Genomic DNA, 20,342 nt, shown 5'->3' on the forward strand with positions numbered 1-20,342 from the left:
CAGGGCAGGGGGGACCGGCCCGACGACGATGGGGGTCCCGCCCATGCCCTTGAGGCAATGGGGGAGGTCGTGTCAGGTACGGCTGAACTGCGTTGCTGGGGACTGGGCGAGGGGTCAGACGCCGAGAACGGGGAGGACCACGGCGTCGAGGTAGGAACGGAAGAACGCCCGCGTCGGCGGGCGGTTGTCGATCACGGTACGGGCGACGAGCGCGCCGATCAGCATGTGCGCCACATAGTCCAGCGCGGGGTTGTCCGCACGGACCTCGCCCCGGTCGACAGCGCGCTGCGCCACCCGGCGGCAGTCGTCCATTTCCGGTTCGACGAGCTGTTCCCGGAAGACGCGCATGAGGTCCGGGTTGTGGTGCATCGCCATGGCCAGACCGCGCATCAGCGAGGAGGTCTGTTCCATGGCCGATTCGTCCCCGCGGGAGAGCAGGGCGTGAAAGTCGCCCCGCAGTGATCCCGTGTCGACGTCGGCGCTGCTGCCCGGCTTGGTGTGCCGCATCGCCCTGACGACCAGCTCGGCCTTGCCGCCCCACTGGCGGTAGAGCGTGGCTTTGCTGGAGTGGGTACGTGCCGCCACTCCGTCCATGGTCAGGCCGTCATAGCCGACCTCGCGGAGCACATCGAGCACGGCCGAGTACACCTCGGCCTCGCGCTCGGGCGTGATCCGACCGCGACGCGGCGCTGCGACCTCGGTCATGTCACTCACCTCTCCAGAGCGCAGCCAGAACGAAACTGTTTCGTTCCCCTCACTCCTCCGCAGTGTAGTACGGAACCGTTTCGTTTCGCACTCCCCATGCGGCTCTCAGCCGAGAGCCGGCCGCGGGACCGTTGAAACGGCTTCCCGGGCAGTGCCGCCCGCCAGGGCAGTGCTTACGTGAGGCCTCACGGCAGGTTGCGGTGGGTCATGAGTGACGGTGAGTCAGTTCCGGCTCGTGCTAAGGCGTGTGGTCGCGTCGGGGAAGCAGGAGCGGGGTGGTCAGGACGAGCAGTCCCGCGACCGTGATGGCGGTGCGTGGGCCGGTGGCGTCGGCGAGCAGCCCGGCGAGCGCGGTGAGGACGGCGATGGACGCCTGCTGGCCGATGGACCAGGCCGACAGGGTCCGGGCGACGAGATGTCCGGGCGTGCATTCGAGCCGGTAGGTGGCGAGCACCGGGGTGTACAGGCTCATGTTGATGATGATCGCCAGCTCGACGGCTATCACGGTGATGAGACCCACGACGCCGGGACGGACGAAGGCCAGGCCGATGAGCCAGACCGCTCGCAGGGTGCCGACGGTCCGGAAGACCCGGTGCCGTCCGTAGCGGGCCACGACGCGCCGGGCCAGCCGGGAGCCGATGAGTCCGCCGAGGCAGGGGGCGGCGAAGGCGAGGCCGTACTGCCACGGCGGGAACTCGAGCCGGCGGAGGAGCAGCACGGCCAGCAGCGGCTCGGTGGCCATGATCAGACCGGAGACGAGCATCTGGTTGAGGTAGAGCGCCCTCAGACCGGGGTGGCCCATGATGTGTCGCCAGCCGGCGAGCAATGCGCCTGCCCGGACCGGGCTTTTACCGGTTGGTCGCGGCGCTTCTTCTCGACCGCGGATCGCGGTGATGCACAGCGCTGAGAGCAGATAGCTGAGCCCGTCGGCCACCACAGTGGTGACCGGCCCGAACAGACCGATCGCCGCCCCGCCCAGCGGTGGCCCGACCGCGATGGAGCTCCAGTTCGTGGACTCGAACCGCGCGTTGGCGACGAGCAGGCCATCCGGCCGGACGAGGGCCTTGAGGCAGGCGCCACTGGCCGCGTTGAAGGCGATCTTGGCTGCGGCGACCAGCGCCGAGATCACGAGCAGCTGGACGAAGCCGAGCCGGCCGAAGGCGTAGGCGACCGGGATCGTCGCCATGGCCGCGAACCGGGTCAGGTCCATCGCGATCATGACCGGGCGTTTGCGCCGGAACTCCACCCACGGCGCGAGTGGCACCGCGATCAGCGCACCCACCGCGGGCCCCACCGCAGACAGCGCGGACACCTCAGCGGGGCCGGCATGCAACACCAGCACGGCGATCAGCGGCAGCGCACCGAATCCCAGCCCGGACCCATACGCACTCACCGCGTATGCCGCCCACAGCCAGCCGAACTGCCGGCCCAACGGTCTCCTGCCCAGCATGCTCAGCGCGCTCCCCTTGGCGACCCACACGAACAAACCGACGTTGACCATGAGAGCTAAGCGGGCTGGATAACAGCAGGTCAAACAACTGCCCTACCGGCTTTCCACAACCATCCGTTGTTCACTAACGTGGCTCGGCGTGGATCTGCAAGCAGTACGCACCTTCGTCGCCGTGGCGGAATCGGGCCAGTTCCAGAAGGCCGCCGCCGACCTGTCGATCACCCAGCAGGCTGTCTCCAAGCGCATGGCCGCGCTGGAGCGCGACCTCGGCGTGCGCTTGTTCACACGCACGCCGCGCGGCGCCGAGCCGACCATCGACGGACAGGCGTTCCTGCCCCACGCACGCGAACTGCTGCGCGTTGCCGAGCGCGCGGTCGCGTCCGTGCGCACCGGCCGCCGTCCACTGCGCGTCGACGTGATCGCCTCGCGCGGCGCGGCGTCGGGTCTGATGCGCGGCTTCCACCGCGCGTACCCCGAGATCGACCTCGACGTGCTGATGCTGTTCGAGATCGAGACGGCCGTCGCCGCCATCCGGTCCGGTGCGATCGACGCGTCCTTCCGCGCCGTTGCGATGCCCGGCCGGCCCCTTCCCGAGGGCATCGAGTCCGTCCGGGTGCTCGACGAGCCGCTTCAGCTTCTCACCGGCCCCGCCCACGCGCTGGCGGACGCCCGGTCGGTGACCCTTGCTCAGCTCGTCGGGCACCGGATCTGGATGCCCGGCATCGTCCCCGGTACCGAGTGGGGAGCGTTCTACGACGACCTTGTCGCCGAGTTCGGCCTCACCATCGAGGCGACCGGTCCCAACTTCGGCTCCGACGCGCTCCTCGACACCGTCGCTGACACCCCGGCCCTGGCCACCTTCATGGGCGAGCACACCCGCCTGGTCTGGCCGGACGGCCACGGCCTGCGCCGCATCCCGGTGACCGACCCGACCCCCGTCTACCCGCACTCGCTCCTCTGGCACCGCGACAACCCCCACCCGGCGCTGGCCACCCTCCGCGCCCACCTCGCCTCCGCAACGGCCGGCCACGACGCCGCCGGGACCTGGAGGCCGGGCTGGGTGATTCCGCGCTGAACGACGCCGCGTCTTCGTTTCACCGTGGACCAATGAGCCGGGGGGGTCGAGCAGGTCGGCAGGGCGCTCGCCGCAGGTCGGCGAGGAGATCCCGAGCGAGGTCGCGGCAGCAGTCGGTGGCGGAGGCTGGACGGATGCCCCTCATGAGGGCGGCGGCCTTCTCCGCGGACAGGGTCCACCACGTGCTCGCCGGCGGAGGCTTCCCAATGATGTTGTCAAGCGGCGCTGTTTCAGCGCTGGATGGTGACGACCATCTGCGGCAGCACTCTGCCGGCGATGGAGCCCGAGGGGACGTTTCCTATGCGGACTGCGCCCATCGCGCGGTAGAACGGCTCGGCATTCGGGTCCGCGTCGATCGTGAGTTGAGCGAACCCCAGGTCTCGTCCAGCAGCGATGGTGCGTTCGAACAGCAGGCGGCCGATCCCCTGGCCAATGGCCTGCGGCTCGACGAACATCATGCCCAGAACGCCTGTGGGTGGCTCTCCCTCAAGAGTCGTGAAGCCCAGGATGTGGCCATCTCTGTCAGCCACCGTGGCTCGTCGTCGTGCGACCTCGTGCGCGGCAACGGTGAGCTCGTCTCGACACGCTTCCAGGAACTCGGCGTCATAGCCCCAGTGCGCCTTGGACCGCAGTGCCAAGTCGGTCAGTATGTCCGCTTCCGTTGCCCGTGCGGGCCTGATCAGCACGTCCATCTACGTCCCCCGCTCAGGTGTAGGTCTTTCGATCTTCGCACCCTGCAGTCGTGCGGGACCAGTACGCGATGGCCTCCGGCTGGACAGGACGAGCGTTCAGCAGGCCGCTGCTGGAGGTTCGACTTGGTAGCACCGTCGGTCGCGGATGAGTGCCCACAGGACGTTGACGCGTCGCCGGGCCAGCGCCAAGACGGCCTGGATGTGGCTCTTTCCTTCGCCTCTGATTTCCGCTGGTCTTGCCGGAATCGTGCGGGGCGGGAGCGACACCACCGAAGGCCGCGAGCCGGTCCGCGGTAGGGAAGCCGTCCAGGCTGCCGCCGACGGCGACCAGGAATTCGGCACCGAGCTTCGGGCCCATGCCCGGCATGCTGAGCACTATCTCGGCGAGTTCGTGTTCGCGGAACCGGCCCTCGATGAGCTTGTCGGTCTCAGCGATCTCCTCGTTGAGGCCCATCACCTCCTTTGCCAGGGTGTGAACCATCTGGGCGATGACCTTCTCGCCAGCGACGGCTGTGTGCTGACGCTCGGCGGCCTCCACAGCTGCCTTGGCCAGGTTCTCGGCTCCACGGACCTTGCGATTGCGCAGCCAGGTCGTCAGCCGGCTGATGCCGATCCGGCGCAGAGCGGCTGGAGTCCGGTAGCCGGTGAGCAGGAGCAGCGGTCCGGCGTTGGTGAGTTCAACAGCCCGCTCCAAAGCGGTCGGCGGCCGAGTCGTCGTGGAGAGCGGGGCGGCCAAGCCTCCGAAGCCATGGACGGCAGCGCAGCTGAGAGCCACACCCCACTCCCCTGGGTGCCACAACCCTACGAATGGCTGGGGCCAACCCATGATCTGAAAGGTAGGGCCAGCTGCTGCCCCGCGTTTGACGACGTAGCGCCGCTGAGGTCTGTCAGCACCTCACCCGCAGCGGGTTGGGGTGGCGACGGTGGCCGGGAAGCCGCGAGTCAGGCGCGCGAGCGTCTCAGGGACCCCGCGTACCGTGATGCTGTGCTGCAGGAGTTCGAGGTCGGCGCCGTGAGTACCGAGGTGGGCCAGCAGCGGCTGGTACCGGTCAGGGCGATCACGGAGGAACTCGGTGGTCAGCCGAAGCTCCAGCCGCACGCATGCGATGCGGTGCCCGCCGCAGTCCACGGTGACGTAGTGCCGCCAAGGGCCGGGCCCCTGACACTCCCACCCCTCCTCGTCGCACGGCACTTCCACCGTGCTGACCTCGAATCCGACACCGTCCACGCTGTAGCGGGCGAAGTACTGACGGGCCGGTGCGAGCCATTGCGGAGCAGTCACACAGGGCAGGTCAGCCAGCGCCTCAGCAACGGCGTCCACGTCCTGGCGTCGCTCGACCAGGATGTCGACGTCGCCCACCGGCAGGTCCACGCCCTGCAGGCAAGCCGCTGCCGTGCCAACGAGCCGGTACCGCAGCCCCGGCGCGACAGCCCTGATCCGGTCCTGACATGTGCCCGCGGTGACGCAGGCATGACCAGCTCCCCAATGGTATGGGGTGGCCGGACGGGCTGCTGTCACCCGATCGAGGGGATTAGCACACTGGCACCCTGCACCAGCTTTTCTGCGGCTGTACGGTCTGTGCGTCGCCCGGGCGGGGCGGCGGCAACTCGCATACGACGCAGCCCTGTTGGTGACACCGGGGCAGTGCCGGTCATCCACGGTCGACCTGCCTGGAGGGGCTTTGAGGATTCCTGGGCGCCGGAGTGTCTGTGACGTAGGCGTCGCGCCGGCGGCCCTGGGCATCGTCGGTGGGGCGACCGCGTGAAGGTCAGGGACTTACATCACTCCTACCGTCGTCGCGCGGTGCTGCGCGGGGTCGACTTCGATCTGCCTCCCGGCGCACTGGTCGGAATCGTCGGTGAGAACGGTGCCGGCAAGTCGACTCTGCTCAGGATCCTCTCCGGGGAGCTGCGCCCCTGTCGCGGCACTGTCCGGCACAGCGGCCGCTTCGGGTACTGCCCGCAGCACGCCGTCCTCAACGACGCCTTCACCGTCCGGCAGCACCTGGAGTTCTTCAAAACCGCCTTCGGCCTGGCTGACCTGGGCCACGCCGAGGAGGCGATGGACGTCCTGGGGTTCGCCGAGTACAGCAACGTACGCGCCGGGGTGCTCAGCGGTGGTACGCGGCAGAAGCTGAACCTGACCCTGGCCCTCATGCACCATCCGCAGGTGCTGCTGCTCGACGAGCCCTACCAGGGTTTCGACTGGGACACCTACCAGCGGTTCTGGGAACTCGCAGCCCGGCTGCGCGATGCCGGGCGCTCGGTCCTGGTCGTCTCGCATCTCGCCTACGACGCCGAGCGACTGGACGAACTGTGGCGGCTGAAGGACGGGATGCTCCAGCCCACCGGGGGTGCGGCATGAGCAGGCACCTGGGGCTGTTCGCCACCGCGACGCGGTACGCCGTGACCGAGCATGTACGCAACCGGTTCGCGATGGTGCTGGTCGCCGTGTTCATCCCGCTGTGGACGATGCTGGCGTACTCGGTCATGCCCGACTCCCCGGCCCGGATGCGGCTGCGGGCCACCGGGGAGATGCTCGCTCCGCGAGGGAACGAGATCACCGAGATCAGCGGTGCGCTCAACGCCGTCACCCTGATCACCGGGTTCATGATGTTCGCGGCCACATTCTCCGGTCACGACTTCGACCGCCGCCTGGCCATGGCCGGCTACCCCCGCGCCCATCTCGTGCTGGCGAAGGTCGCCGCTCTTGCCATGGCTTCCGCGGCCGTGTCGGCCTACGCCACCGCCGTCACCTGCCTGATCTGGACACCGCGCCAGCCCGTCCTGCTCGCCGTCGCCCTGTTCGGCGCCGCCCTGACCTACGGCGTTCTCGGCGTCGGCTTCGGCGCCGTGATGCGTCGGGAGGTCGAGGGCATGTTCGCCATCCTGATGACGAGCATCATCGACCTCGGCCTGCAGAACCCGATCACCAGCTCGGGCAGCGAGAGCCCCGTCACTCGTTTCCTGCCCTCCTACGGCGCCATGCAGGCCAGCACCGCCGCCGGCTTCTCCACCGCGGACGTGCCCGGCCACGTCGCCGTCCAGTTCAGCTGGTTCGCCGGAGCCGGGCTCGTCGCTCTCCTCGCCTTCCACCGCCGCACCCGCAACGCCCTGCTCCCGGCGTCCCGGCCGCACCTGCCGGGACCTCGCCGATCCAGTGAGGATCAAGCAGCCAATGCCAGCTGACACCGACCTCAGGGCCGCTTATCGCCTGTGCCGCCGCATGACACGCGGGCAGGATCCCGAGACGTACGCTCTCATCCGCCTGCTGCCTGCCGCGCTGCACGAGGCAGGCTGGGCTCTTTGGGCGGCGGTGTCGGCGATCGACGATCTGATCGACGACCGGGATGTCGCGGCAGCCGAGCGGGCCGCCCGGGCCGAGGGCTGGATCGCCGCACTGGAGGACGATCTGGTCTCCGGCACGAGCACTGACCCGATTCGTCTTGCCCTGGTGGACACCGCCACCCGGTGGCACGTGGACGTGTCCGCTCTCCGGGACGGGATGCTCGTGTCTCTCGACGACGCCCACCTCCGGCACTTCGACGACTGGGCCCAGTGGCGCACCTGGAGCCGCGGTCATGTCGTACCCACCTTCGACCTGGTACGGAGTCTGCTCGGCCGGGCAGGCGTGCCGGTGGTCTTCCGGATGGACCGGCAGATGAGTTACGAGCGGTTCCTCGATGGCGTCCGCCTCGTCGAAACCCTCACCGACCTGGCGGACGACCTGGACGAGGCCGGGCTCCTGCTTCCTCGCGAGTTCGTGGAACAGTTCCCCGGGGCCGAGGACGACCTGCGGCACCGCCGGTGGACCGAGGCCGCGGCGGCGCTGGTCGTCGAACTGACCGGCATCGCCCGCCGCTGGGTGACCCAGCCCGGCCTGACCCACGGCATGCACCCAGGACCCGCCACCGTGGTCAAGGCGCTGACCGATCTGCTGCTTGCCCAGCTCGACGCCGTCGAGACGGCAGGCCCGGCCCTGCTCCGCTCCGCGGCGCGTCCCTCACTGGCGACGCGGGCACGTATCTTCGTCCCCGCGCGCATCCGGTCGGCCCTGGCCTGGAGCCTGACCCCAGTCACTGTTCCCTCCGTCCCACGACGGCCCACGGCAACCGGCCCCCGTACCACAGCGCCCCTGACTCCTGGTACGACGACGTTCCAGCGGCCACCCGGCCACCCCAGCGGCTGCCGGCCCCCGCAGATCGGCCCCGAAGCCATGCCGACCCACGTTGCCATCATCATGGACGGCAACGGCCGCTGGGCCGAGCACCGCGGCCTGCCCCGCTCCGAAGGCCATCGAGCCGGCGTCGCCGCCCTGCACGAGATCGTCTACGGCGCTTTGGAGATCGGCCTGCCCCATCTGACCTTGTACGCGTTCTCCACCGAGAACTGGAGACGCGGCATGGCGGAAGTCACGGGCCTCATGGACACCCTCCAGAAGGAGCTGGCCGACGACCCCTTCCGTGATCTGGACGTGCGCATGCGCTGGTCCGGTCACCCGGAGAAACTGCCGGCAGACCTCGTCGAGTCCCTGCGGCACAAGGAGGCCACCACCCGCACTCGTACCGGCCTGACCTGCACCCTCTGCCTCAACTACGGCGGCCGGGACGAAATCACCCGGGCTGCCGCAGCCCTCGCCCGGGCGGCGAAGGCCGGCGACCTGGACCCCGACTTCATCGGCGAGGACGACGTCGCACGTCACCTGTCCTTCCCTGACATGCCGAGCGTCGACCTGCTGTGGCGCACCGGAGGCGAGCAGCGCACCTCCAACTTCCTTCCCTGGCACGCCACGTACGCCGAACTCCACTTCACGTCCGGCTACTGGCCGGACGTCGACCGGCGCGACCTGTGGCGAGCCATCACCGAATACGGGAACCGTCAGCGCCGGTACGGAACCGCGGGGCCGAGGTCAGCCCCAGCCACGGGCCGAGGGACGGGTGCGGGGCGGCAGGCTGCCGGCGGGGTGATCAACAGGGCTCAGTGACGCCCTGTCCCCGCTGCGGCCACGATGTCGCCCTCGCCCTTTTCAGTCCGCGGCCGGCAGCCCCAACCGCGGGTGTATCTCCAGCAGTCGGGGCGGGGCCGCCTGGCGCCAGGAGTCGGCGAGGATGTCCCGCAGCTCCTCCTCGCCGTCGAGTGCGGCGAGGCGGGCCCTGACCCAGGCGAACTGGGCCTCGTGGTCCGCGATCCAGAACTTCTCCGGCTCGGCCAGGACCAGTTCGTCACGCTCTTCCTTGGGACAGCGCACGGCCATGGAGGTCTCGTCCTCGGGCAGGGTCGCGAACATCTTCCCCGCGACCCGGAACGTGGGCATGCTCCAGGCGATCTTCTCCGTGGTGTCCGGCAGGGACAGGGCGATGCGGCGTACGTCTTCGGCGTCTGGCATGGGAGGCACCGTAGCCGCTGCCACTGACAATCACCCGTCGACCGCGGCAGCCCCGACCTGCTTGAAGTACAGCGTCGTCGGCCGCAGCACTCCGGCCGGGTTCGCCGCGTAGTCGGGGATCACGCCGGCCCGGGTCCACCCGGCGGAGCGGTAGAGGTGCTCGGCAGGGCTGTCGGTCTCGGTGTCCAGGTGCAGCAGGGTGATGCCGGCAGCGGCGGCCGCCTGCTCCGCGGTCCTCAGGAGCCTGCGGCCGAGTCCCCGTCCGCGGGCGTCCGTGCGCACCATCAGTTTCACGAGTTCGGCCCGATGCCGGCTGTTGGGCTTGTCGGGGAGGGCGAGGCTGACGGTGCCGGCGACCCGGTCCCCGTCCGTGGCCGCCCACACGGAGAGTTGCCCGGCGGCCACGGCGGCGGCCCTGCCCTTCCACCAGGCGACGGCCTCCGCACGGTCGAGCGGCGAGAGGAAGCCGACCGAGGCACCACCGTCCACGGTGTCGGTCAGCAGGCCGGCCAACTCCTCCAGCAGGTCGAGGAGTCGGGATTCACTCAGCTGGGTCACGATCACGGCAGCACCACCGCCAGCACGTACCGCACGTCCTCCGGGCCGGCACACCGGAACCGCGTGGGCCCCCACACCCGCAGCCGCAGGCAGTCACCCGTGCCGAGCCGGTGTTCGACATCCTGTGCCGTCACTTCGAGGACTCCTTCCAGGACCCAGATGTGCTGCTCCAGGCCGGGCACGGGCGGCCGGTCGTACGCGATGTCGGCGCCCTGGGCCAGCCGCGCCTCGACGAGTTCGCCGCGCAGCCCGGCATGCGGCGGGGACACGCACCGGCGTACGAAGCCGGAGGCCCGGTCCTCCCACACCTGCTGTTCGGCGGCCCGCACCAGCAGGGCGGGCTCCGCCTCGACCTCGCTGAGCAGCTGGGACATGGTCCGGCCGTACACGGCGCACAGGCGGTTCAGGAGGGAGGCGGTGGGGCTGATCTCCGCCCGCTCGGCCCGGGACAGGGTGGACCGGCTCACCCCACTGCGTTCGGCCAACTCCCCCAGGGACCAGCCGCGTTCGGCACGCAGCTCGGCGAGCCGCGCGCCGAGCCGGACATCCACCGCGTCTTCCGGCGGGCTTCCGCCCTCCACTCTTTTCATATCCGGGACGTTATCCCGGATATGAAACGCCCACGTTACGGGGCCCTCACACCCGTGCCGCCTCCACCAGCGCCTCCAGCACCGGGCGGATCAGTGGATGCCCCTCCGCTCCCCGCCGTACGGCGGCGAACACCCGGCGGGTCGGCGCGATCCCGTCGACCGGCCGGACGACGACCCCGCTCAGATCCATGCCCCTCAGCGCCCGGCGCGGCACCAGCGCCACCCCGGCGTCCGCGGAGGCCAGGGCGACCACGGCACGGAAGTCGTCCGACGAGTGCTCCATACGGGGCTGGAAGCCCGCGTTCTCACATGCCAGGATCACCACGTCGTGGCAGGGATTGCCCGGATACGGGCCGATCCACGCGTCCTTGGCCAGCTCGGCGAGCGGCACCTCCGCGGCGCCCGCGAGGCGATGGGCCGAGGGAACGACCGCGTCGAAGGGCTCCGCGTACAGCGGGACATGCGTCAGACGGGGGTCGTCGGCCGGAGGCGCCCCGCGGTATTCGACGGCGACCGCCACGTCGACCTGCCGGTCCAGCACCATCGGCAGGCTCTCGTCGCCCTCGGCGTCCTGGACGCGGATGCGGATGCCGGGGGCCGAGTCGGCGAGGCGGGCCACCGCGGGAGCGACGACGAGGGTGATGCCGGTCGCGAAGGAGGCCACGGTGACCGTGCCGGCCGCGCCCGAGCTGTACGCGGCGAGCTCGGCCTCGGCCCGCTCCAGCTGGGCGAGGACCGCGTTGGTGTGGCTGAGCAGGATCTCGCCGGCCGGGGTCAGCCGTACACCCTTGGCGCCTCGTTCGACCAGGCGGTGGCCCGTCTCCTGCTCCAGAGCGGTGAGCTGCTGGGAGACCGCCGACGGCGTGAGGTACAGCGCGGCGGCAGCCGCCGTCACCGTGCGATGGTCGGCCACCGCACGGAGGATGTGCAGCCGCCGCGCTTCGATCATGCGATCGATTCTCTCAGCTCTCCGGGGTTCTCAGGCGTCCAGTTCCGCCCGAGCCGCCACGAACGCCTCGACGACCCTGTTGACGTCCTCGGTCGAGTGGGCTGCGGACAGCTGAACGCGGATGCGGGCCTGGCCCTGCGGCACGACCGGGTAGGAGAAGCCGATCACGTACACGCCGCGCTCCAGCAGCAGCTCCGCCAGGCGGCCCGCCCGCGCCGCGTCGCCGATCATCACCGGCGCGATGGGGTGGTCACCGGGCAGGATGTCGAAGCCCTCCTCGGTCATCCGGCGGCGGAACAGGGCGGTGTTCTCGGCGAGCCGCACCCTGAGGTCGTCCGCCGACTCCAGCAGATCGAGCACCTTCAGGGACGCGGCGGCGATCACCGGGGCCAGGGTGTTGGAGAAGAGGTACGGCCGTGAGCGCTGGCGCAGCAGCGCGACGATCTCGGCACGGGCGGCGACGTAACCGCCGGAGGCGCCGCCGAGTGCCTTGCCGAGGGTGCCGGTGATGATGTCGACGCGGTCCATGACGCCGTGCAGTTCGGGCGTGCCACGACCGCCGGGGCCGACGAAGCCGACGGCGTGCGAGTCGTCGACCATGACCATGGCGTCGTACCGGTCGGCGAGGTCGCAGATCTCACGCAGCGGGGCCACGTAACCGTCCATGGAGAAGACGCCGTCGGTGACGATCAGCTTCCTGCGCGCACCGGCCGCCTCCTTCAACTGCCGTTCCAGATCGGCGAGATCACGGTTGGCGTAGCGGAAGCGGCGCGCCTTGGACAGGCGGATGCCGTCGATGATCGAGGCGTGGTTCAGCGCGTCGGAGATGACCGCGTCCTCCGCGCCGAGGAGTGTTTCGAAGACGCCGCCGTTGGCGTCGAAGCAGGAGGAGTACAGGATCGTGTCCTCCTGGCCGAGGAACGCGGACAGCCGCGCCTCCAGTTCCTTGTGCACCTCCTGGGTGCCGCAGATGAAGCGCACGGACGCCATGCCGTAGCCCCAGCGGTCGAGCGCGTGGTGGGCGGCGGCGATGATCTCCGGGTGGTCGGCGAGGCCGAGGTAGTTGTTGGCGCAGAAGTTGAGCACCTCCCCGGGGCGGCCGCCGGCGGTGACGTTCACCGTCGCGGACTGCGGGGTGCCGATCACACGCTCGGGCTTGTGCAGGCCGGCGGCGCGGATCTCGTCGAGGGTGGCGCGCAGGTCGTCGCGCACGGAGTCGAACATCGGGAAGCTCCTAAGAGGCCTGAAAACGAAAGGGAGTCACGCGGTCCAGTCGAGGATGACCTTGCCGCCCCGGCCGCTCGCCGCGTCCGCGAACGCCGCTTCGAAGTCGCGGTAGCCGTACCGGCCGGTGATCACCGGGGCGAGGTCGAGGCCGCCCTCCAGCAGCACCGACATCGCGTACCAGGTCTCGAACATCTCCCGGCCGTAGATGCCCTTGAGGGTGATCATGGAGGTGACGATCCGGGCCCAGTCGACCGGGAACTCCTGCGCCGGCAGCCCGAGCATCGCGATCCGGCCGCCGTGGGTCATGTTGGCGATCATGTCACGCAGCGCCTCGGGGCGGCCGGACATCTCCAGGCCGATGTCGAAGCCCTCGCGCAGGCCCAGTTCCCGTTGCCCGTCGGCGATCGCGGCCTTCGACACGTCGAGTGCCAGGCTGACGCCGATCTTGCGTGCCAGCTCCAGCCGCTCCTCACTGACGTCGGTGATCACGACGTGCCTCGCCCCGGCGTGCCGGGCCACGGCCGCGGCCATCAGGCCGATCGGCCCCGCGCCGGTGATCAGCACGTCCTCGCCGACCAGCGGGAAGGACAGCGCGGTGTGCACGGCGTTGCCGAACGGGTCGAAGATCGCCGCCACGTCGAGGTCCACCGGCACCCGGTGCACCCAGACGTTCCCGGCGGGCAGCGCCACGTACTCGGCGAACGCCCCGTCCCGGCCGACGCCGAGCCCGACCGTGGCCCGGCACAGGTGCCGGCGTCCGGCCTGGCAGTTGCGGCACTTGCCGCACACCAGGTGGCCCTCGCCGCTGACCCGGTCGCCGACCCGGACGTCGGTAACGTTCCGCCCGGTCTCGACGACCTCGCCGACGAACTCGTGCCCGAGCACCAGCGGGGTGCGGATGGCCCCCCGCGCCCAGCCGTCCCAGGACCGGATGTGCAGGTCGGTGCCGCAGATGCCGGTCCGCAGCACCTTGATCAGTACGTCACCGGGCCCGACCGCGGGTTCCGGGACGTCCGCGAGCCAGAGCCCGGGCTCCGCCTTCTCCTTGACCAGCGCCTTCAACGCTACGGCTCCTGACGGTGAGATCCCGGCCGAAGGGCATGCCGAACGAGCCCGCGGCCGGGAAAGGGAGGGGAATCGCACAGCAATCTGCCGTACGGCGCCCACCCCGGTCCATCGAGGTTTTCTTAAGCGGCGCCACAGCTTTCCTTCAGGCCTCACCAGCCCGGGGAAGCCGGTCAGACCTCATCAGCCCGGGGAAACCCGGCCGGCTCAGAGCGGGAGCCCGTCCTCCGCTCGCTGCTCCAGTCGGGCCACCAGTTCCGCCGCCGCCGACTTGATGGTCTCCAGACCGGCCTTCCCCCACGGCCGCGGCTGCACGTCGACGGCGCACACCGTGCCGAGCACCATCCCCGTGCTGTCGATGAGAGGGGCACCGAGATAGGACCGGACGCCGAACTCGTCGACGACCGGGTTGCCCGCGAACCGCGGGTAGTCGCAGACGTCCTCCAGGACCAGCGCCTTGCGCCGGACCACCACATGGGGGCAGAAGCCGTGGTCCCGCGCAAGGTAGCGGCCCAGTTCGGGCTTTCCCTCGTCGGTGTTCACGGTGAGGACGGTGCTCCCCGGCGTGTGCAGGCCCGCGAAGAACTGCCTGCTGACGTCGATGAAGTTGACCATGGCGTACGGCGCCCGGGTGAGTTCGGCGAGGCGGTCCGCGAAGGCGTCGAGGGCGGGCTCCGGGCGCTCCCCCAGCCCGAGGCTGTGCAGCCGCCTGGTGCGGGCGGGGGCCTCCTTGTCCTCGGGGGTGAGCAGCAGACGACCGGCCGGGCGCGGCGGGTCGTAGCTCATGGTCGGGCTCCGTCGCTGTGGACGTACGTCATATGCGGGCTCCGTGGCGGTGTGCGGGTGTCACATGTGGGCGCCGTGGCCCGTCGTGGGGGCGGCCGGCGCGTGGGCGATGAGGTGGCGTACGAGGGTCAGCAGGGTCTGTACGCCGGAACTGGAGATCCGGGCGTCGCAGCGCACGACGGGGAGCCCCGGGGGGAGGTCGAGGGCGAGGCGCACCTCCTCGGGGTCGTAGCGGTGGGCGCCGTCGAACTCGTTGACGGCGACGATGAAGGCGATACCGCGCTGCTCGAAGAAGTCGACGGCGGCGAAGCACTCCTCCAGGCGACGGGTGTCGGCGAGGATGACCGCGCCGAGCGCCCCCTCGCACAGCTCGTCCCACATGAACCAGAACCGCTCCTGGCCCGGTGTGCCGAACAGGTACAGCACGTGTTCCGGGCTGAGGGTGATGCGGCCGAAGTCCATGGCCACGGTCGTTTCGAGCTTGTTCTCGATGCCGTCGAGGTTGTCGGTCCCCTCACTGACCGTGGTGAGCAGTTCCTCCGTGCTCAGCGGCGCGATCTCGCTGACCGCGCCGACGAAGGTCGTCTTGCCCACGCCGAAGCCGCCTGCCACCAGGATCTTGAGCGCGGTGGGGAACGGGTCGGTGTCGGTGCCGTCGTCGTAGTCAGAGCTGTCGTCGTAGTCCATCGAGCACTGCCTCCAGAAGGGCCCGGTCCGTGGGGTTGTGGTGCAACGCGGGGGGCTTGGTCGTCAGCGCCCCGCAGTCGACGAGGTCCGACAGCAGCACCTTGGTGACCGCCACCGGCAGCTTCAGATGGCCGGCGACCTGGGCGACCGGGACGGGCGCGCGGCACAGGTCGAGCGCCTGCGCGTGCTCGGGGCCGAGGTAGCCGAGAGGGCTGGTGCCGGTGGCCATCACCTGCGACATCAGGTCGAGCGCCACGGTCGGCCGGGTGCGGCCGTTACTGACCGTGAACGGGCGCACCAGCCGCCCGGCCGCGTCGTCGAGCCAGGGCCCGTCGCCGGCCGCCGTCACGCTCAAGGCCTCATCGCCGGCGATTCGGCGGCGTGCTGGCGCGGTGCCGTCACCAGGTAGGGGCGGACGCTCTTGACCAGCATCGCCATCTCGTAGCCGAGCACCGCCGCGTCCGCCTCACGGCCGGCGAGCACCGCGAGGCAGGTGCCGGAGCCGGCGGTGGTCACGAACAGCAGGGTCGAGTCGAGCTCGACGACGACCTGCCGTACCTCCCCGCCGTCGCCGAAGCGGACGCCGGCGCTGCGGCCGAGGGAGTACAGGCCGGAGGCCAGGGCGGCCATGTGGTCGGCGCTGTCCGGGTCCAGGCCGTGGACGGACTTCACGAGCCCGTCGCACGACAGGAGCACCGCGGCGGTCGTGTGCGGTACGCGCTGCACGAGGCCGCTCATGAGCCAGTCGAGATCGGATACCTGGGCGGTCGGTGCGTCGGGCGCCATGCTGGATCTACTCCTTGAGGTACGAGGGTCTGCGGGAGCGCCGGGGGTGGCGGCGGGAAGGGGGGTGGTCATCCGGCCGGTGCGCTCCCGTCGTGGCGGGTGATGTGGTCGGTGCGGGGCGTGGGAACGCCGCGCTCCCGGGTGATGCGGGTCGCGTCCAGGGGCCGCGCGGCCCCGCGCAGTGATGTGTCGGTGCGCGTCAGGTCTGTCGCCGTCAGGTCCCTGTACGCCGGTTCCGGTTCCCGGTGCTCCTGGTCCAGGTGCTGCTGGGCCTCGGCGAGACCGATGCCGCGCTGGAAGGCGGCCATCAGGCCGGGGTCGTGGCCGACAAGGTGTTCGGGCTCCTGGCGGAGTGCCGGGCCCTCGCGCAGCTGGGGCACGATGTGCTCCTGGGCGCGGCGGCGCGGCAGTTGGGGCTTGCCCATGGTGCCGCGCACGGCACCGCCCTGCGCAACGGGCGGCGTGGTCATGTGCTCGGCGACGACGCGCTGACCGTCGGGCCGGATGCCGGGCACGGCCTCGGCCGGGGTGGGCCGCGCCTCGTGGGCGCCGCGCACCGGCAGGGGCGGCGGGGCGCCGTCGCCGGCCGCCGTGAGGGTGTCACGCGACGGCTGCCGCGGTACGGCGGTGGGGGCAGCGGGCGTCACGCGCGCCGCGGGCTCGGGCGGGTGCGCCTGCGAGGGGTGCGGTGGTACGGCCGCCGGCTCCGCGTCGGCGGTGTCCTGCTGCTGATTCCCGGCGCCGGGACCGTCCGGTGGCGTGCCCAGCAGGGCCCCCGGCACCACGAGCACGGCCTGGACACCGCCGTAGATGTTGTTCTGCAGGCGGACGGTGATGCCGTGCCGCCGGGCGAGCTGGGAGACGACGTACAGCCCGATACGGCCGTCCGCGAGCAGGCGGGCGACGTTGACCTGGTCGGGGTCGGCGAGCAGGGCGTTCATCCGGTTCTGCTCGTCGAGCTGCATGCCGAGTCCGCGGTCCTCGACCTCGACGGCGAGACCGGAGGTGACGAGGCCGGCGCGCAGCAGTACCTGGGTGTGCGGGGCGGAGAACACCGTGGCGTTCTCGACGAGTTCGGCGAGCAGGTGGATGACGTCGGCGACGGCGTGTCCGCGCAGGGTGCCTTCGATGGGCGGCACCAGCTTGACGCGGGAGTACTGCTCGACCTCGGCGATGGCCGAGCGCAGCACTTCCGTCATCGAGACCGGGTTGCTCCACTGACGGCGGGAGACGGCGCCGCCGAGCACGGCGAGGTTCTCGGCGTGGCGGCGGATACGGGTGGCGAGGTGGTCGACGTGGAAGAGCCCCTTGAGCAGATCGGGGTCCTCCATCTCGTTCTCCAGCTCGTCGAGGATGGAGATCTCGCGGTGCACCAGCGACTGCAGTCGCCGGGCGAGATTGACGAAGACCTCCAGCTTCTGTTCGCTGCCGGTCTGGCTGGAGAGCTGGGCGGCCTGGAGGACTGCGGTGACGGCGCCGTCCTGTGCGCGGGCCAGGTCGGCGGCGAGCAGCTCGAAGTCGTCGGCGTCCTCGGCGGGTCCGCCGCGCGGCTCGCGCGGGGGTGGGCCGTCTCCGCGGCGCAACGCCTGGACCAGGGCGTGCAGTTCGTCCTCACCGCGCGCGGTGCTGCGGCGCAGGGCCTTGATGCGGTCGTGCACGGACCTGGCGGCGCGGTCGGCGGCCACGGCGGCGATCAGGATGCCCGTGAGGGCCACCGTGACCGCGCCGGCGAGCACGGCCCACAGGGTGAGCCCCGGACGTGCTCCGGTGGAGCGGACGGTGAACAGCACGGCCGCGCAGGCGCTGAGGGCGACGGCGACGGGCGGCAGCACGGCGAGACGCAGCAGTTGGGGCCGTATGTGGGTCTCGGGCAGCGCCGGAGCGGTACGGGCGGCCGGCCGGCCGTGCCGCCCGCCCTCACGGCGGTCTGCGCGGGCGGCCGGGGCGCGAAGGTGAGACATCGGTGTCCTCGAACTGGTCCGTGTACTGGTCCGTCGGGCCTGGGGGCCAGGGGGACCCGGCACCGTCTCCTCGCACTCCGGGGACAGCCGGCCGACGCGGTCGGTGTGGCTCGCTCGTCCGCCTTGCACCTGCACGTGCCAGACCCCGCTCCCTGATCCGCTGTGATCCCACGGCTGTGATCCCATGACGCGCCCTGCGTCGCCCGACGGACACTCACAGTAGTTACCACCGCATCATGTGCGGTGGGCAGTTGACAAACTCGCACGGTCAGCATCCCGCTCTGGTATGAGCGTTCGTACGACCGACCGATAAGCCACTCACGCATCCGTGCCCGAATGGAAAGAGAATGATCCAACCTGGTCAGAAGCGGTCATGACGAAACGGCGAGGGCCGGGGAGCCTGTTGCTCCCCGGCCCTCGCCGTGCGTCACCCGACCGCCCCTCGTCGGCCCGCCGGGACCGCCGCGGAGGCTTCCGGCCCCGCCGACCGGCCGGCCAGAATCGTCACAGGGCGTGTCGACCGGGGCGGGGGCACGACGATACGGCCGCGCCTACACGGGGGCGTCCGCGTCGGCGGAGCCGCGGCGGCCGGTCACGCGGTCGCGGCCCAGGGCGACGGCGAGGACCAGCACGGCCGCCAGGACGGACATGATCACCTGTTCCCGGCCGGCGGGGTCGGTGAGCATGTAGACGAGCACGAACGAGATCAACGCGATGGTGGCCCACGTCAGGTACGGGAACAGCCACATCCGCACGACCAGCTTCTCCGGGTTCTCCCGCAGCACGATTCCGCGCATCCGCAGCTGGGCGAAACAGATCACCAGCCACACGAACAGGGCCACCGCGCCGGAGGAGTTCAGGAGAAAGGCGAAGACGGTGTCCGGCCACTTGTAGTTGAAGAACACCGCCACGAAGCCGAACAGCACGGAGACCAGGATCGCGGCCCGCGGTACTCCGCGCGCGTTGGTGCGGGCGAAGGACGCCGGGGCGTCACCGCGCGCGCCGAGCGAGAAGGCCATCCGGGAGGCGGTGTACAGGCCGGAGTTCAGACAGGACAGCACGGCGGTGAGCACGATGAAGTCCATCGCCTCGCCGGCGTGCGGGATGCCGATCGAGTCCAGCGCGGCCACGTACGAGCCACGGGCGGTGATCGCCGGGTCGTTCCACGGCAGCAGCGTGACGACGACGAAGATCGAGCCGAGGTAGAAGACCGCGATCCGCCAGATGACGCTGTTGGTGGCCTTGGCGACCGCGCGCTGCGGGTCCTGCGACTCGCCGGCGGCGAGGGTGACGATCTCGCTGCCCATGAAGGAGAACACCACCATGAGCACACCGGTGAGGATCGCGCCGGGGCCGTTGGGCAGGAAGCCACCGTGGCCGGTGAGGTTGGCCAGCCCCGCGGTGTGGTTCTCCGAGCCCGGCAGCACGCCGAAGACGGCCAGTCCCCCGACCACGATGAACGCGGCGATGGCGACGACCTTGATCCCGGCGAACCAGAACTCGAACTCCCCGTAGGAGCCTACGGAGGCCAGGTTGGTGGCCGTGAGGACGACCATCACGATCAGCGCCCAGGCCCACTGCGGAACGGCCGGGATCCACCCCTCCAGGATCTTGGCGCCGGCGGTGGCCTCCACGGCCAGCACCACGACCCAGAAGAACCAGTACAGCCAGCCGATGGTGAACCCGGCCCAGCGGCCGAGGGCCCGGTCGGCGTAGGCGGAGAAGGAGCCGGAGGTCGGGTTGGCCGCTGCCATCTCGCCCAGCATCCGCATCACCAGGACCACCAGCACGCCCACCAGGGCGTAGGAAAGGAGGATGCCGGGGCCGGCGGCGGCGATGCCCGAGCCGGAGCCGACGAACAGACCGGCGCCGATCACGCCGCCGATCGCGATCATCGACAGATGACGGTTCTTGAGCCCGGCCTGGAGGCTGCCGGAAGGGGGCGTCCGGCCGGGGTCGCCGGACGTCTGTGTGGGAGCAGGTTGCACACTCATGAGTTCCTCAAGGGGAAGGGGTTTCAGGCATGTACGGCTGCATGGAGTGCGCGGGGCGGGCGAGGCGCACCGCGGGGCCCTGTGGGGCCCGCTGCGGATACCGCACGGTTCAGGGGACGAGATCGTCAGGTCAACAGGCCGATGCGACAGCCCGGACGTCCCAGTGAGCCAAGAGAGTAACCACCGGTGGGGAATCCGTACATCCCCCGGCGACGAGAGACGTGACGTTTGAGCATGTGTATGAATCACAGCCACTGAGAGCGTGGCATCTGTCCATGGTCCGGTGCACGTGCCGCTCCTACCTTCGGGAAGCACGCGAGATTCCGCGCCGGGCGACCCCTGGCGCCTCTCTCCGGCCAGGAGGCCCCGATCCGGGGCCGGCGAGTCCTGGCCACCGTCTCTTTTTCTTCGACGGCAGCGACCGTTGTCTT

Annotated in this window: 20 protein-coding genes and 1 pseudogene; 4 read left to right on the forward strand and 17 right to left on the reverse strand. The window is 70.6% G+C overall.

Features of this window, described 5'->3' with window-relative positions:
• Nucleotides 1–114 precede the first annotated feature (114 nt).
• Both NW895_RS34960 and NW895_RS34965 read right to left on the reverse strand, forming a co-directional pair.
• The gene (locus tag NW895_RS34960) at nucleotides 115–705 is read right to left on the reverse strand and encodes a TetR/AcrR family transcriptional regulator (protein WP_289940838.1); all 591 of its coding nucleotides are present in this window, start codon (nucleotides 703–705) and stop codon (nucleotides 115–117) included.
• Between the two features lie 238 nt (nucleotides 706–943).
• Nucleotides 944–2,155, reverse strand: a complete 1,212-nt coding sequence (locus tag NW895_RS34965) for an MFS transporter (RefSeq protein ID WP_289940889.1) — start codon at nucleotides 2,153–2,155, stop codon at nucleotides 944–946.
• Between the two features lie 139 nt (nucleotides 2,156–2,294).
• Between NW895_RS34965 and NW895_RS34970 the strand changes: the two genes are divergently transcribed.
• Nucleotides 2,295–3,230 carry a LysR family transcriptional regulator gene (locus NW895_RS34970; protein WP_289940839.1) on the forward strand — a complete coding sequence of 312 codons (936 nt, stop codon included), beginning with the start codon at nucleotides 2,295–2,297 and terminating at the stop codon, nucleotides 3,228–3,230.
• Nucleotides 3,231–3,460: 230 nt separating this feature from the next.
• Here NW895_RS34970 and NW895_RS34975 read toward each other — a convergent pair whose 3' ends face one another.
• The 3 genes and pseudogenes from NW895_RS34975 to NW895_RS34985 form a co-directional block, all read right to left on the reverse strand.
• Nucleotides 3,461–3,922: a GNAT family N-acetyltransferase gene (locus NW895_RS34975; protein ID WP_289940840.1), complete on the reverse strand. Its 462-nt coding sequence runs from the start codon at nucleotides 3,920–3,922 to the stop codon at nucleotides 3,461–3,463.
• Nucleotides 3,923–4,018: 96 nt separating this feature from the next.
• Nucleotides 4,019–4,619: pseudogene (locus tag NW895_RS34980) on the reverse strand (transposase); the annotation flags it as partial.
• Nucleotides 4,620–4,817: 198 nt separating this feature from the next.
• The gene (locus NW895_RS34985; protein WP_289940843.1) at nucleotides 4,818–5,282 is read right to left on the reverse strand and encodes a hypothetical protein; all 465 of its coding nucleotides are present in this window, start codon (nucleotides 5,280–5,282) and stop codon (nucleotides 4,818–4,820) included.
• 402 nt (nucleotides 5,283–5,684) lie between these two features.
• Here NW895_RS34985 and NW895_RS34990 point away from each other — a divergent pair, with 402 nt between their 5' ends.
• Genes NW895_RS34990 through uppS form a run of 3 tightly spaced genes read left to right on the forward strand, consistent with a single transcriptional unit; the run spans nucleotide 5,685 to nucleotide 8,906 of the window.
• A complete protein-coding gene (locus NW895_RS34990) occupies nucleotides 5,685–6,287 on the forward strand; it encodes an ABC transporter ATP-binding protein (RefSeq protein WP_289940845.1) in 603 nt (200 codons plus the stop codon).
• Nucleotides 6,284–7,111 carry an ABC transporter permease gene (locus tag NW895_RS34995; RefSeq protein ID WP_289940846.1) on the forward strand — a complete coding sequence of 276 codons (828 nt, stop codon included), beginning with the start codon at nucleotides 6,284–6,286 and terminating at the stop codon, nucleotides 7,109–7,111. Before NW895_RS34990 ends, NW895_RS34995 begins: the two co-directional genes overlap by 4 nt.
• Nucleotides 7,101–8,906 carry a polyprenyl diphosphate synthase gene (uppS, locus tag NW895_RS35000; protein WP_289940848.1) on the forward strand — a complete coding sequence of 602 codons (1,806 nt, stop codon included), beginning with the start codon at nucleotides 7,101–7,103 and terminating at the stop codon, nucleotides 8,904–8,906. The genes NW895_RS34995 and uppS overlap by 11 nt, the downstream gene beginning before the upstream one ends.
• Nucleotides 8,907–8,948: 42 nt before the next feature.
• On the opposite strand, the gene NW895_RS35005 is transcribed toward uppS, so the two are convergent.
• The 12 genes from NW895_RS35005 to NW895_RS35060 all read right to left on the reverse strand — a co-directional run bounded on the left by NW895_RS35005 (nucleotide 8,949) and on the right by NW895_RS35060 (nucleotide 19,911).
• Entirely contained in the window at nucleotides 8,949–9,308 is a 360-nt protein-coding gene (locus NW895_RS35005; protein WP_289940850.1) for an MmcQ/YjbR family DNA-binding protein, read from the reverse strand.
• Nucleotides 9,309–9,338: 30 nt separating this feature from the next.
• Entirely contained in the window at nucleotides 9,339–9,872 is a 534-nt protein-coding gene (locus NW895_RS35010) for a GNAT family N-acetyltransferase (protein WP_289940852.1), read from the reverse strand.
• Nucleotides 9,869–10,456, reverse strand: a complete 588-nt coding sequence (locus NW895_RS35015; protein ID WP_289940854.1) for an XRE family transcriptional regulator — start codon at nucleotides 10,454–10,456, stop codon at nucleotides 9,869–9,871. Before NW895_RS35015 ends, NW895_RS35010 begins: the two co-directional genes overlap by 4 nt.
• Nucleotides 10,457–10,502: 46 nt before the next feature.
• On the reverse strand, nucleotides 10,503–11,405 hold the full coding sequence (locus NW895_RS35020) for a LysR family transcriptional regulator (protein WP_289940855.1): 903 nt from the start codon (nucleotides 11,403–11,405) through the stop codon (nucleotides 10,503–10,505).
• A gap of 30 nt (nucleotides 11,406–11,435) precedes the next feature.
• Complete coding sequence (locus tag NW895_RS35025; RefSeq protein ID WP_289940856.1) at nucleotides 11,436–12,629, reverse strand: glycine C-acetyltransferase; 1,194 nt, start codon at nucleotides 12,627–12,629, stop codon at nucleotides 11,436–11,438.
• Nucleotides 12,630–12,665: 36 nt separating this feature from the next.
• Nucleotides 12,666–13,694, reverse strand: coding sequence for an L-threonine 3-dehydrogenase (gene tdh / locus NW895_RS35030; RefSeq protein WP_289940857.1), 1,029 nt, complete (start codon nucleotides 13,692–13,694; stop codon nucleotides 12,666–12,668).
• Between the two features lie 210 nt (nucleotides 13,695–13,904).
• Nucleotides 13,905–14,483 (reverse strand): GAF domain-containing protein, encoded by a 579-nt coding sequence (locus NW895_RS35035; RefSeq protein WP_289940858.1) that lies wholly within the window; start codon nucleotides 14,481–14,483, stop codon nucleotides 13,905–13,907.
• Between the two features lie 60 nt (nucleotides 14,484–14,543).
• Entirely contained in the window at nucleotides 14,544–15,170 is a 627-nt protein-coding gene (locus NW895_RS35040; protein ID WP_289940859.1) for an ATP/GTP-binding protein, read from the reverse strand.
• Nucleotides 15,148–15,519 (reverse strand): DUF742 domain-containing protein, encoded by a 372-nt coding sequence (locus tag NW895_RS35045; protein ID WP_289940860.1) that lies wholly within the window; start codon nucleotides 15,517–15,519, stop codon nucleotides 15,148–15,150. The genes NW895_RS35040 and NW895_RS35045 overlap by 23 nt, the downstream gene beginning before the upstream one ends.
• A gap of 2 nt (nucleotides 15,520–15,521) precedes the next feature.
• Nucleotides 15,522–15,956, reverse strand: a complete 435-nt coding sequence (locus NW895_RS35050) for a roadblock/LC7 domain-containing protein (RefSeq protein WP_289940861.1) — start codon at nucleotides 15,954–15,956, stop codon at nucleotides 15,522–15,524.
• A 68-nt stretch (nucleotides 15,957–16,024) separates the two neighbouring features.
• Nucleotides 16,025–17,917 carry an ATP-binding protein gene (locus NW895_RS35055; protein ID WP_289940864.1) on the reverse strand — a complete coding sequence of 631 codons (1,893 nt, stop codon included), beginning with the start codon at nucleotides 17,915–17,917 and terminating at the stop codon, nucleotides 16,025–16,027.
• 551 nt (nucleotides 17,918–18,468) lie between these two features.
• Complete coding sequence (locus NW895_RS35060; RefSeq protein WP_289940865.1) at nucleotides 18,469–19,911, reverse strand: amino acid permease; 1,443 nt, start codon at nucleotides 19,909–19,911, stop codon at nucleotides 18,469–18,471.
• Nucleotides 19,912–20,342 lie beyond the last annotated feature (431 nt).

Source organism: Streptomyces sp. S.PNR 29, assembly GCF_030386795.1.
Classification (GTDB): Bacteria; Actinomycetota; Actinomycetes; order Streptomycetales; family Streptomycetaceae; genus Streptomyces.

What these genes read in the sequence shown, in the direction of transcription:
- NW895_RS34960 (WP_289940838.1), bottom strand. Translation starts at nt 705, where the DNA reads ATGACCGAGGTCGCAGCGCCGCGTCGCGGTCGGATCACGCCCGAGCGC.
- NW895_RS34965 (WP_289940889.1), bottom strand. Translation starts at nt 2,155, where the DNA reads ATGCTGGGCAGGAGACCGTTGGGCCGGCAGTTCGGCTGGCTGTGGGCG.
- NW895_RS34975 (WP_289940840.1), bottom strand. Translation starts at nt 3,922, where the DNA reads ATGGACGTGCTGATCAGGCCCGCACGGGCAACGGAAGCGGACATACTG.
- NW895_RS34995 (WP_289940846.1), top strand. Translation starts at nt 6,284, where the DNA reads ATGAGCAGGCACCTGGGGCTGTTCGCCACCGCGACGCGGTACGCCGTG.
- uppS (WP_289940848.1), top strand. Translation starts at nt 7,101, where the DNA reads ATGCCAGCTGACACCGACCTCAGGGCCGCTTATCGCCTGTGCCGCCGC.
- NW895_RS35005 (WP_289940850.1), bottom strand. Translation starts at nt 9,308, where the DNA reads ATGCCAGACGCCGAAGACGTACGCCGCATCGCCCTGTCCCTGCCGGAC.
- NW895_RS35015 (WP_289940854.1), bottom strand. Translation starts at nt 10,456, where the DNA reads ATGAAAAGAGTGGAGGGCGGAAGCCCGCCGGAAGACGCGGTGGATGTC.
- NW895_RS35020 (WP_289940855.1), bottom strand. Translation starts at nt 11,405, where the DNA reads ATGATCGAAGCGCGGCGGCTGCACATCCTCCGTGCGGTGGCCGACCAT.
- NW895_RS35025 (WP_289940856.1), bottom strand. Translation starts at nt 12,629, where the DNA reads ATGTTCGACTCCGTGCGCGACGACCTGCGCGCCACCCTCGACGAGATC.
- NW895_RS35035 (WP_289940858.1), bottom strand. Translation starts at nt 14,483, where the DNA reads ATGAGCTACGACCCGCCGCGCCCGGCCGGTCGTCTGCTGCTCACCCCC.
- NW895_RS35040 (WP_289940859.1), bottom strand. Translation starts at nt 15,170, where the DNA reads ATGGACTACGACGACAGCTCTGACTACGACGACGGCACCGACACCGAC.
- NW895_RS35050 (WP_289940861.1), bottom strand. Translation starts at nt 15,956, where the DNA reads ATGGCGCCCGACGCACCGACCGCCCAGGTATCCGATCTCGACTGGCTC.
- NW895_RS35055 (WP_289940864.1), bottom strand. Translation starts at nt 17,917, where the DNA reads ATGTCTCACCTTCGCGCCCCGGCCGCCCGCGCAGACCGCCGTGAGGGC.
- NW895_RS35060 (WP_289940865.1), bottom strand. Translation starts at nt 19,911, where the DNA reads ATGAGTGTGCAACCTGCTCCCACACAGACGTCCGGCGACCCCGGCCGG.